Raw genomic sequence first — 11,491 nt, 5'->3', positions numbered from 1 at the left:
GCGCTTTGTTCCTCATGTTACGAACGTGTTTCGTAAGTGTGCGCCGATTTACTTGCCACGCATGGCCCGCCGGCTCATGTGCTGCGGATGGGTGGGGTCGATGCCCTTGGGAATGCCTAAGCCCTGCTTGCGTTGCAGAGTGCGCAGGCGCTCGTTGAGCACGTTGAGTTCCTCACGCGTGAGCAGGAAACGGCTGGTAGGATGCAGTTTACGCATGATGGCGCTCTTGTGGCCGCTGGGCACGCGCGTCTTGGATTTGAGCACCACTCGCCGTAGGTTCTTGAGTCGTACCTGGCCTTCACCGGTACCGACAATGATGCGGTAGACAGGAATTGAAGAGCCGGCGGTCACGCCTTTGATGGCATGCTCCTGACGGTCGAGTTCTCGCCGGACGCTGCCGGATTCACCTTCGGCCAGCAGATAGATACCGTTGTACCCAGTGCCGCGCCAGATTGAATCTTTGGTTTTGCGGTCAATCCACACCGGCTGCTCAGGGAAGCTATATCCGGCCTTGTTGATGTTGCCAAGCACGGCGACGGCTGCACCGGGCTGTCCCTCAAGCCTTACATATCCGACCCTGTCGGCGCGGCGAGTGAGCGTCATGGTGGCAAAGAGCATGCCCAGCATCACTGCCATGATAATCATAAGAACCCAGATGAGCCAGCCCCAGTGCAGAAGCAGCCCGGCAACGACGATCACAATCAGCGGCGCGACGAATACCGCTGCCAGCAGCCATGGCAAAGCCTTGTCATCGGCATGCGTATATTGGTAGATTTGCGTGATCTGCCTGATGATCTTGGGGCCTTTGTCCTTCTTCTCGGTTGGCTTCTTCTCTTTAGCCATCAACTTCCTCACTTCGTGGGTGTTACTCGTACGTGCGATGCCCTCATCCTACCAGCAGCGCAGACTGTATGGGGTTTGAACTGCTAACGGGTGTGTAGCGGTCTGCCATCGGCTTTCAGCAGCGTTTCCCCAAGCATTTCACTGAACGTGGGATGCGGGTGGATCAGTCTTGCAGCTTGGCTCACCGGTATGCGGTTGCCCACCAGCTGCTCGGCTTCGGCTATCAGATCCGAAGCGCCGGGCGCTACCATGTGCACTCCCAACACCACCGGAACATCTGGCATTTCGGGGAGCGCGCCGGAAATCAGCGCCATGGATCCAGCAGCGTCGCTCATGCGCATGCGAGCGTTGCCCATCACCGGGTATACCGTCTCTCTGGCATCAACGAAACCGTTTCTTTCGGCATCGTCCAGTGTCAGTCCCACACTTGCCGCTTCCGGAGTGCTGAACACCACTTGCGGCACGGTGCGGTCGTCGAGGGGTTTGGGGCAGAGACCTGCGATGGTTTCGGCGACGATGATGCCTTGCTCATAGGCACGATAGGCGAGTGAAGGGCCACTCGTAATATCTCCCACCGCCCAAACGTGCGGGGCGTTGGTGTGCCCGAGTTTGTCGGTAATCACTGTGCCGTCCTCGTTACGGGTAACACCGGCTTGGTTGAGCCACTCCATACCGGTTACGGGGGTGCGGCCGATGGCCACAAGCGCGGTCTGCGCACGCAGCTCAAGCTCGGAAGACTCGTCGGTCTCGCGGTTGCTGCGGTAGTGTATGACGGCCTCACCGCTGGAATCGTCCGTAGAGGCGGATGTTACGGCAGTGTGGGGGAGGACGGTTATTCCTGACTTGCTCAAAGCACGGGTCAGCGTAAGCGAGGTACGTCGGTGCCAACCTGACAGCACACGCTCGCCGCGAATGAGCATGGTGACGTCCACACCGGCCTGGTTCCACATCGAAGCGAACTCGACCGCTACCGCACCCGAGCCGATGACGACGGCGCTGCGGGGGAAGGGAATCGCGTTGAGTGCCTGCGTCGAGTCGATGACGGCGCCGCCGAAGGGAGCCGCTGGAAACGGTTGGGGGCGCGAACCGGTGGCAAGCACGATATCGGAAGCATGCAACTCCAGCGTGTGCCGCGCTCCAGATGTCGCATATTTTCCGTCGGAGATATTGCCGCTTGTGCTGTCTGCACTGTTTGCATTGATTGTCGTGTCGTTTACGCTACTGACGCCAACCTGCCCCTGCTTGTCGGCCGTCTCCTCGCCTTGCTGTACCAGCACCACACCCGTCTCGGCAATGCTTGCTATGCCGTGTATGACGGTTACGTTGCGTGCAGACAGTAAGGATTGCACGCCTTGTGTCATCGAAGTGACCATCTCTTGTTGGTAGGCACGAAGCCGGTCTGCATCGACTTTCTCCAACGTGGCGCGGATACCCATGCGTTCGCTGTCGCGTATCTCGGTCATGGCATGAGTGGCGGTGATCAGTGCCTTGGAGGGAATGCAACCGCGGTTCAGACATACCCCTCCCAGCGTGCGATCGCGCTCGACCAAGGCGACGGAGTGTCCCAACTCGCTGGCACGCAAGGCGGTGGAGTAGCCTCCCGGGCCACCACCGATCACCACAATGTCGAACGTATTATTGCTGGTGCAATTCGGTGCTGTCATAGTGCCTCCACAAGTTGGCGCGGCGGGTTACTTGGGCCAGTTGCCACGCTTCTTCGAAGTGGGCTTGGGAATGCGCCAGCGGCGCAGCTGAATGGCGCGACTCCACGCATAGCTGCACGAACGCATGCCTTTGGCTACGGAACGTTCACCGTACTTGGCGATAAGTTTCTTCTTCAAACCGCGCCACATGATGAAAATATCGACAATGCCGACCAGGATGTATACGTAGAGCGCCATTACAATGCCGTAGGAAAGCGCCGTGGACTTGGCCATGGCAATCCAGCTGAGGATCAGGGCGACAAACATCACCGGAATGAAGAACTCGCCGATGTTGAACCGGGCATCCACATAGTCGCGAATATAGATACGCCATGGAAGACGTTCGCTGCGCGGCATCTTCGAGACATCACCGGTGCGCATGGCCTCATATTCGGCGTCCTCGCGGGCCCTGACGCGTGCCTTCTCGGCCTTGGAGTCGGCTTTGCGATCCTTGGGAACCAGAGGGTGCAAGTTCTTGGCCTGCGCGTCGCGGCGCTTGGGTGTGGGTTTACCTTTGCTTGTGCTGCGCGTGGTGGTGTTCTCGCTTGCTTGCACGCCTTCCTCGGCGGCCTCGTTCTTCTTGGCGAATGGGTTCCATGTCATGCTTGCAGGTTACGGTGACGCCTAGACGCGAGTAGGTGGTTTGACCGCCTGACGACTGGGTTTTGACGCTACGCAAGTGTCTTGCTCAGCTTGCGTGCCTGCGGCAGATGCCGTACACGCGGCTCGCATTCGCTTTCGACAGTGAGGAATGAGGAATACAGTATGAGCACATTGAGTACACAGACGGTGCAATCCAGGGTAGCTTCTGATTTCGAACGGGTGGTGGACATGCTGAGCCGAAAAGTGGCGATGCAATCCGTGTCCGCCAACGGCATTACCGCCGAGCATATGCGTCGTTCCGCGCAATTTGTGGCTGATGAACTGAAACTGGTGGGTGTGGATGCCAAGGTGATTCAGTCTCAGAACCCCGATGGCACGCCGGGCGCGTTCGAGGTGGTCGGTTCCAAGCTCGTCGACCCGCAAGCACCTACCGTGCTGCTGTATGCCCACCACGATGTACAGCCTGTGCCTGATGTCAGCGCGTGGGACACCGATCCGTTCACCGCCACCGAGGTGGACGGAAGGCTCTATGGCCGCGGCTCGGCGGATGACGGCGGCGGCATCGCCATTCACTCCGGCGCGCTCAAAGCGTTGGGGGACGATCTGGGTGTCAACAGCAAAGTGTTCATCGAAGGTGAGGAGGAGATGGGGTCGCCGAGCTTCATTCCCTTCATTGAGGCCCATCGTGAAGAGTTTGATTCCGACGTCATCATCGTCGCTGATTCGGGCAACTGGTCAACTGAGATTCCCAGCCTCACCACCAGCCTGCGCGGCAACACCGACTTGGACGTGCGCGTGCGTGTACTGGGACATCCGGTGCATTCCGGCCAGTTCGGCGGTCCAATCCTCGATGCCAACACCTTGGCGTCCATGCTGATAGCCTCCATGTATGACCAGGACGGATCGCTGGTCATCGACGGGCTGGAAGGCGGGGACCCGGTCGGCGGACTGCAACGTGACCTCGAGGAGTCCAGTGTGCGTGCCGATGCCGCTGTGGTGGACTCCTACCGTTTGGCCGGAACAGGTTCGTTGGCTTCCCGTCTGTGGACCAAGCCCAGCGTTTCGGTGATCGGGTTCGACGCCCACCCGGTGGATGGTTCGTTCAATGTGATCGCCGATCAGACCCGCTTCCGTCTCTCCGTGCGCACGGCTCCCTCACAGCGACCCGAAGAAGCCCAAGAGGCCGTCTCTCGCTTCCTGAAGGAGCATGCGCCCTTCGGTGCAGAAGTGGAAGTCACCCCGTTGGACGCCGGCATGGGTTGGAGCATGGATCCTCAGGCGCAGGCCACTCAGGACGCGCTCGAAGCAATGCGTGAGGCGTTCGGTACCGAGCCGGTCAACAAGGGTGAAGGCGGGTCGATTCCCTTCATTCCCGAGTTGCAGCGCTTGTTCCCCGCGGCGCAGGTGCTTGTCACCGGTCCGGAAGACCCGAAAGCCAATGCCCACAGCCCCAATGAGTCCATTAGCCTGCCGGCGTTGGAACGCAACATTGTGACCGAAGCGCTGATTCTGGACAAGCTCGCCAGCTGAACGTAAACCGGCTTTCCGCAACGCTGTACGGCATCGGTTGCCGTCAATCCTACCCTTGCCGTACAGTGGGCGGTGACACGGGGGCTGCGCAACACGATTACTCGTTGAGTCTTTCTGTAGGATGGATGTTGTGATGCGCGGCTGAGATGAGGGTTACCTCGACCGAATGAACGTGAGTCCAGATAATGCTGGCGCACGGACGTCTCTTTTCCCGTGCCTTGGGTGCGCTGAAATACAGTGATCCCGGGAAGGCACACATCATGTCATCATCTATGTCGGATTCATCCGAAGCGACCGCAATGGTTTCTCCTGCTCCAGCCCCCGCGAGTCTGCGCTGGCGCGTAGTCGATATCGCCGTGGCTTCGGCCGTAGGAGTGGTCAGCTCGCTCATCTACTGGGCTGCGGCCCTGTTGTACAGTCCGATCGCCGCACCATTGACCGCTCTGGTGCCGGGGCTTGACGGGTTCATGAACGGTTTCTGGCTGTTCGCCGGACCTCTGGCACTCGTCATCGTACGCAAACCGGGTGCTGGTCTCTACGCTGAAATTGTGGCAGCTGTGCTCGAAGCGTTCTTCGGCAACGTGTGGGGCGGTCTAGGGACTGTGGCGATAGCATTGGCGCAAGGAATAGGCGCGGAACTCGTGTTTGCGCTGACTCGTTACCGGGTTTGGAATGTGGCGCTTACCACCCTGTCCGGGGCGGTGTCAGGACTGGCTTGCTGGCTGTACGTGTTCTTTACCCACATGCAAGGCTTCTCCATCACCGGTGCCTATGGTATCTGGAACTTGGTTTCCACGCTTATTGCCGGCGCATTGATTGCAGGCACGCTCATGTGGTATCTCTATCGCGCCATCGCTGCCACCGGGGCGCTCGACAAGTTCGCGTCCGGTCGTGCAGTGCACAACGTGAACGCATAAGTCACGGCAACTCGGAGAACGGTGAGGTGAAGAAGGCAGCGGAGGATATGGGGAGAATCGCATGAACACGAGCGTGGAACCGGAACAATCGGCCGGTGCAGGCACAGCGCGGTCTGGGGCGCGGCCGGGTGCGTCCATACGCTTCGAGAACTGGGGGTATCGGCATGCCTCGAGAAGCAGGTTCACGCTCCAAGGTCTGAACCTCACCATCTCCGCCGGTGAACGGGTGCTGCTGCTGGGAGCTTCCGGCATCGGAAAATCGACGATGCTGGAAGCTGTGGCAGGACTACTCGGAGCCGGGGCCGTCAACGGTGAGGAAGACAGCGAAGGGGGCATCTCGCAAGGCGCAGTACTGGTGGACGGAGTACCTGCAGTGCAGGCACGAGGTGCGGTAGGACTGGTGTTGCAAGACCCCGAGGCACAGGCTGTTTTCGAACGCATCGGTGACAACGTGGCCTTCGGACCGGAGAACATGGGTGTGCCGCGCGACGAGATTTGGGAACGAGTACGTCGTAGTATGGCGGACACCGGGCTCGAAGGCCTGCAACTGCATCGCTCATCAGCACATTTGAGTGGCGGTCAGATGCAGAGGCTGGCGCTGGCCGGTGCGCTGGCCATGCACCCGCGTGCCTTACTGTTGGACGAACCGACCGCCAACCTTGATCCCGCAGGCGTGGAACAGACTGTGCAATCAGTCGCTCGAGTGTTGGAAACCACCGGTGCCACAATGGTGCTGGTGGAACATCGCGTCGACCCGTGGATAGACACAGTGAACCGTGTGGTGGTGCTGGGCAAGGAGCATGACCAAGAACAGGGTTCCCGCGCAGTGGTGCTGGCGGACGGCACCCCCCAGGAGGTGTTCACGCGCAAGGACGTGGACTTTGCATCATTGGGCATCTGGGTGCCGCAGCGTTGGCGCAGACCCGAAGACGAGGTGAAACGCATACATGTGGAGGGTGAACCCGGCACTGATCCGGCTCAAGGCAGCGGCGATGTGGTGCTGAGTACCCACGACTTGGCAGTGGGACGCAACGGCAACGCCATCGCCAGCCATATCAACCTAGAGTTCTCCACTGGGCAGATCACTGCCATCGTGGGCCATAATGGTGCCGGCAAATCAACGCTTGCACTCACACTGGCCGGGCTGCTTGAACCAGTGGACGGCACTGTCGAAGCCTCACCTTCCCTGCAAGCCGGAACGGCAAGCGCACAACCGTATCAATGGTCATCGGCACAGCTGGCGGCGCGCATCTCCTACGTATTCCAAAATCCCGAACACCAATTCGCCACCGGCAGCGTGCTCGAAGAAGTCAAGCTTGGCCCTGTTCGCACCGGCGTTGAGCCAGATCATGCAACAGCGCTCGCAGAAGGTCTGCTGGAACGCTTCGGTCTGTCCGCACACGCCAATGCCAACCCCTACACGCTTTCCGGTGGTGAAAAACGCCGTCTCACGGTAGCCTCCGCTTTGGCGGCAGCTCCGAAAGTGGTGATTTTGGACGAACCGACCTTCGGGCAGGATCGGGTTACCTGGATGCGCATAGCCGAACTCATCCAATCGTTGCGTGCCGACGGTGTGAGTATCATCGTCATCACGCATGACCGTGATTTGGTCACGGCGCTGGGGGCGCGCGTCGTAGAACTGGCCAGTGCGCCCGCATCGCACGCACCTGCACAAGCAGTACACGAGACAGCGATTCCCTCCGATGAACAGGTGACAGTCAGCTCCGTCAACGACCGGAGCGAGGAGGAAAAGCCGTCCAGTCGTTCACGATTTCTTGCCTCCCTCAACCCGGCTTGGCGCATGATAGGCGGGTTCCTGGTCTCTCTGCCCATGTTGCTCAGCCTCGACTGGGTATCGGCTCTGGTGGCGCTCGGGTTGGAGTTCGTGGCGTTGTTGGCCATGGGATTTAAACCTTGGACCGTGGTACGCCACACATGGCCCGTGTTCATCGGAGCCCCTGGATCGGCACTCGCAGTGCTGCTATACGGCAAAGAAGGAGGGGCACTGTGGTGGCACTGGGGCATGATCAACATCACCGAACGCTCTGCCACGCTGGCGCTGGCCACCGGTCTGCGAGTGCTGGCGATTGGTGTACCGGCGGTTATCGCCATGCTCGGCATTGACGCCACCGACTTGGCGGATTCGCTCAGTCAAGTGCTGCATCTGCCGGATCGATTCGTCTACGGTGGGCTGGCAGGCATGCGCATGTTCTCCGTGCTGCGCGACGACTGGGCTGCGCTTACCGCGTCGCGGCGCTCGCGGGGATTGGGCGACGACAATAAAATCAAAGCGTTTTTCCCTCAGGCATTTGCACTCATCGTGCTTTCCATCAGGCGTTCCACTACGCTGTCGGTGGCTATGGAGGCTCGTGGATTTGGTGGTGAAACGATTCGTACCCATGCCCGGGTCAGCCAGGTGCATAGACGAGACCATATGTTTGCTCTCGGGTGTTTCGCTGTTCCGGTGGTGGCGCTGCTTGCGGCTTGGGCGGCAGGCACCTTCGTTTTCTTTGGAGGGTGATGCTCGCATGCGGGCTGTCTGTGATGTATACCGGCGAATATTATGCGACTCTGACCTTGCCTTCGTCTAAGATTGCCAATGTATATGCCATCAATGAGGGGAAGAGAAAATGTCCGAGACGGATATGCCGCAGTCAAGCAATATTGACGGGCCCTCACTGTACCCCAACGGTGAGCTGCCCGCAGAGGCGCCGCTCAATCCTGTCGTAGAGGCCGAATTGCAAGCCATGGTGCAGCGTGCTGCCGCAGAACGTGCTGAAGACAAGCGGCGTAAACAGGCGTCGTTGGGATTGCCAGCCGCCATGGTTCCTTCGGCGCAGAACGCGCCACAGACTCAACCCTATGCTATGGAAACGCCCTATGGCAACACTGCAAATCCCGTTCAGCCATCTTATACAGGCCAGACCTCGGCGCCTGTAGCGAATCCTGTGACGGTGCCGCTCGGAACCGGCGCGGTGAAACCTGCTCCTGCGACCACCCCCAGTGTCGTCTCTCCATATCCCTCCGAGCCAGTGCCAACAGCATCGGGCGCGGCTACGGCGAGTGCCGTTCCGCCATCGAGCATGTCAACTGGTGCAGCACGGCACAATAATCCGGAACATGAGCGTTCGAGCCAGTTGAAGCACAGGCAAGGACATAAGCACACCAAGGCTGACCAACGGTCCAAGAACACCCCGAGCGCAGCGAATCCAGCGGGGAATGACAGTCGTCGTGCTGTACGGCGGCAACCAAATGCCGCAGGTGAGCGGAGTGCTGTACAAACGGCAAAACCGCGCAGGTGGAAAGTGGTACTGGTGCTGGCCCTGGTGCTCGCCATCGGTTTTGGTATCGGCTCATGCGCTGGCAGCAGTCACCCCAAGAAGTCGCAGGAATACAAAGATCTGAACGCGCAATATATGAAAACCGAGCGTGAACTGCAAAATTCGCGGGATAGTCTGGCCAGCATGCAAGCGCAGCTTGCGAACTTGAGCAAGCAGGCGCAACAGCAATCCGCGCAAACACCGCAGCAGGGCGATCAGAGCCAAAATCCGCAACCGGCTCAGCCTCAGGCACAGAACGAACAGCCGCAGACTCCGACTCAGGAGCAGGGGGCAGGGGCGCAGTCGCAGCAATCTTCTCCAAGTGCGACGGCACCTCAGGTGCGCAGCAACGATTCTGCCGCAGTGCCGGCACCGCAAGCGTCCATTGCTCCGCAATCCGGGCAGGCGTGCACTTCTGAGGGCAAGACGTCCGCCGATGGCAAGTTATTGTGCATGTCGGGACATTGGCAAGGCTGAAATTCCGGTATTCGCTAAACGCGGAGCATCCTGGCGAGGTATCATAAAAGTGTGACTTAGATTACATTATGATATGCACGCGAGGAGGCAATCATGGCCAGCGACAAGTCCCAAGAGATCATGGACATGGAAGAGGCTGACAAAGCCTATAACGACGCCCAGTCGGAATATGAGGAGGCTACGTCTTCGGCGAAGTCAGCGCTGAAAAAAGCGCAGAAGACCTATCGCAAGGACATCAAATCGGCCGAGAAGGCGCTTGAAGATGAGAAAGATCGCATCGGAAAACCATTGGCTTCATTCGGTGGGTCAAAACTATATTGGGATCATATCGAGCAGGGCAAGACCTCGTTGGTTCTGGAAGAAGGCATGAGCATCGAAGTTAATGCTGCAGGTAGCACCTATACGGTGGTTGCCGATCCCGATGGCGTCAGCACCAAGTCGTCCGGTGATATCGAGCAGGATGGCGGCACACGGGATGCCAGTGGGACGGGCGCCGCCGAAAGTCGGAACCTGTTCATTTCATTGAAAACGTCGAGCAATGTGATGATGTTGCAATGCAATCCCGATAAGGCCAAAGAGGCAAGGGACTATGCAGATGCCATAGGTGAAGCAGCTGCGAATGTGACTCGTAGAGCCGGCGAGAATCAGCAGAGGTTGAACGAGGCGAATGAGGAAATTGCACGAAGCAGAGGTAACACCGCCGGTGTGCAGGATGCCAAGCGAGCCTTGGACGAGAGCACGTCCGACAAGGATGATGTGAACGAGGCCAAGCGCAATCTCAAGCAGGCCATCGACCAAGTGCCGCAAGATGAGCTTGATGACTACCGTAAGACCAAGCGGTGGCGCAAGTTGCTATTGGTGCTGCTGGGTGTTGTGGTAGTACTGGTTGTGGCGGTGGTGCTGTACATTCTGCTCACCTGACTTCTTGGCATCGGATTCGCGCCTGTCACGTGCAGTTTGTGTATTGCGCCTGCAGTGCGCTGTGCGGTTGGCTGTGTGGCGGACTGTGATGGCTGACTACCATAGGTTTGGCCGGTGTCTGATGCTCTCATGCAACAGACACCGGCCAAATCCGTGCAGCGGAACAACCGCAGGGCTCGAGGTGCTACTCGGCCTTCTGTTCTGTGATCTTCTGTTCTGTGTCGTTCCGTTCCGCGGCCAGTGCCAAGTAGTCGGTCATGGTCGCAGGGTACTCAGGCCACGCTCCGGACTGAGTGCACACGAATGCGGAGGTGTTGACCGCGGCCTTGTGAGCCTCGCGAAGCGATGAACCGGTGAGCAGCTTGGCGGTGAACGTGCCGGAGAAGGAATCGCCCGCACCCACGGTGTCGGTGGCATCCACGCGAGGGGTGGAGAGTGTGGAGGTCTCTCCGTCGCGGGAGACGATGGTGCTGAACGTTGCGCCACCGGTCAGAATCACATATTCCAGCCCATAGGTGTCGATGAACCACTGGCATGCTTCCTCGTCAGTGGTGCCTTCGATGGTAAACATGTCCCGGAGCAGCAGCAATTCGGCATCGTTGATCTTGAAGACAGTTGATTCCTGCAGCAGCTCTTCGATGAGCTCTTTGGAGTAGTTGTTGCCGCGAATGTTGATGTCGAAGAACTTCATGGCACCTGGCTTGGTGCTGTGCAGCAGTTCGATGATGGTGTCATGCGATTCGGGGGAGCGCATGCCCAACGTGCCGTAGCACACTGCATCTGCCTGTTCCGCCAGGTCGATGATCTGCCGGGTGAGCGGGATGTGGTCCCAGGCCACACCCGAGATGATGGAGAACTCGGGGATGCCGTTTTCCAGCTCCACGGCCACGGTGCCGGTGGGCCATGCATTGCGAGCGATAACTCCCTTGATACCGGCCTTCTGAGTAGTTTCAAGCAGTTCATCGCCCAACGTGTCCTCGCCGACTGCGCTGATGGCATAGCCGTCACAGCCGTTCATCATGGCGTGATAGATGAAGTTGGTGGGGGCGCCGCCTGCACGCTTACCGCTGGGCAGCATGTCCCACAGCAGTTCTCCCATGGAAAGCACGATTGGCTTGCTCATTTCGATCCTTTCGGTTATGTGATGTTGCATCAGGTTAAAAATTTTTAATTGGTT

General features: G+C 59.0%; 9 protein-coding genes. 5 read left to right on the top strand and 4 right to left on the bottom strand.

Annotation, left to right across the window (positions count from 1 at the left end):
- Positions 1 to 48: 48 nt before the first annotated feature.
- From ACSYSO_RS05210 to ACSYSO_RS05200, 3 genes are all read right to left on the bottom strand, one after another.
- The gene (locus tag ACSYSO_RS05210; RefSeq protein WP_491701648.1) at positions 49 to 843 is read right to left on the bottom strand and encodes a DUF4191 domain-containing protein; all 795 of its coding nucleotides are present in this window, start codon (positions 841 to 843) and stop codon (positions 49 to 51) included.
- 83 nt (positions 844 to 926) lie between these two features.
- Positions 927 to 2,507 (bottom strand): FAD-dependent oxidoreductase, encoded by a 1,581-nt coding sequence (locus tag ACSYSO_RS05205; protein WP_491701647.1) that lies wholly within the window; start codon positions 2,505 to 2,507, stop codon positions 927 to 929.
- 27 nt (positions 2,508 to 2,534) lie between these two features.
- Positions 2,535 to 3,149, bottom strand: a complete 615-nt coding sequence (locus ACSYSO_RS05200; protein WP_491701646.1) for a DUF3043 domain-containing protein — start codon at positions 3,147 to 3,149, stop codon at positions 2,535 to 2,537.
- A 162-nt stretch (positions 3,150 to 3,311) separates the two neighbouring features.
- Here ACSYSO_RS05200 and ACSYSO_RS05195 point away from each other — a divergent pair, with 162 nt between their 5' ends.
- The 5 genes from ACSYSO_RS05195 (at position 3,312) to ACSYSO_RS05175 (ending at position 10,314) form a co-directional block, all read left to right on the top strand.
- Positions 3,312 to 4,679 carry a dipeptidase gene (locus ACSYSO_RS05195; protein WP_491701645.1) on the top strand — a complete coding sequence of 456 codons (1,368 nt, stop codon included), beginning with the start codon at positions 3,312 to 3,314 and terminating at the stop codon, positions 4,677 to 4,679.
- A gap of 299 nt (positions 4,680 to 4,978) precedes the next feature.
- Positions 4,979 to 5,596 carry an ECF transporter S component gene (locus tag ACSYSO_RS05190; protein ID WP_491702070.1) on the top strand — a complete coding sequence of 206 codons (618 nt, stop codon included), beginning with the start codon at positions 4,979 to 4,981 and terminating at the stop codon, positions 5,594 to 5,596.
- Positions 5,597 to 5,657: 61 nt separating this feature from the next.
- Positions 5,658 to 8,117, top strand: a complete 2,460-nt coding sequence (locus tag ACSYSO_RS05185; protein ID WP_491701644.1) for an ATP-binding cassette domain-containing protein — start codon at positions 5,658 to 5,660, stop codon at positions 8,115 to 8,117.
- A 109-nt stretch (positions 8,118 to 8,226) separates the two neighbouring features.
- A complete protein-coding gene (locus ACSYSO_RS05180) occupies positions 8,227 to 9,393 on the top strand; it encodes a hypothetical protein (protein ID WP_491701643.1) in 1,167 nt (388 codons plus the stop codon).
- A gap of 93 nt (positions 9,394 to 9,486) precedes the next feature.
- Entirely contained in the window at positions 9,487 to 10,314 is an 828-nt protein-coding gene (locus ACSYSO_RS05175; protein WP_491701642.1) for a hypothetical protein, read from the top strand.
- 184 nt (positions 10,315 to 10,498) lie between these two features.
- On the opposite strand, the gene ACSYSO_RS05170 is transcribed toward ACSYSO_RS05175, so the two are convergent.
- Entirely contained in the window at positions 10,499 to 11,437 is a 939-nt protein-coding gene (locus ACSYSO_RS05170) for a carbohydrate kinase family protein (protein ID WP_489798073.1), read from the bottom strand.
- Positions 11,438 to 11,491 lie beyond the last annotated feature (54 nt).

Source organism: Bifidobacterium sp. ESL1130 (assembly GCF_058507935.1).
Note: the sequence above shows the minus strand (reverse complement) of the source record. Positions and strands in the feature narration are given on the sequence as shown.

Bases quoted from the DNA above. Each gene is read 5' to 3' on its own strand.
- ACSYSO_RS05205 (WP_491701647.1), bottom strand. From the start codon at position 2,507: ATGACAGCACCGAATTGCACCAGCAATAATACGTTCGACATTGTGGTG.
- ACSYSO_RS05200 (WP_491701646.1), bottom strand. From the start codon at position 3,149: ATGACATGGAACCCATTCGCCAAGAAGAACGAGGCCGCCGAGGAAGGC.
- ACSYSO_RS05195 (WP_491701645.1), top strand. From the start codon at position 3,312: ATGAGCACATTGAGTACACAGACGGTGCAATCCAGGGTAGCTTCTGAT.
- ACSYSO_RS05175 (WP_491701642.1), top strand. From the start codon at position 9,487: ATGGCCAGCGACAAGTCCCAAGAGATCATGGACATGGAAGAGGCTGAC.
- ACSYSO_RS05180 (WP_491701643.1), top strand. From the start codon at position 8,227: ATGTCCGAGACGGATATGCCGCAGTCAAGCAATATTGACGGGCCCTCA.
- ACSYSO_RS05170 (WP_489798073.1), bottom strand. From the start codon at position 11,437: ATGAGCAAGCCAATCGTGCTTTCCATGGGAGAACTGCTGTGGGACATG.
- ACSYSO_RS05185 (WP_491701644.1), top strand. From the start codon at position 5,658: ATGAACACGAGCGTGGAACCGGAACAATCGGCCGGTGCAGGCACAGCG.
- ACSYSO_RS05210 (WP_491701648.1), bottom strand. From the start codon at position 843: ATGGCTAAAGAGAAGAAGCCAACCGAGAAGAAGGACAAAGGCCCCAAG.
- ACSYSO_RS05190 (WP_491702070.1), top strand. From the start codon at position 4,979: ATGGTTTCTCCTGCTCCAGCCCCCGCGAGTCTGCGCTGGCGCGTAGTC.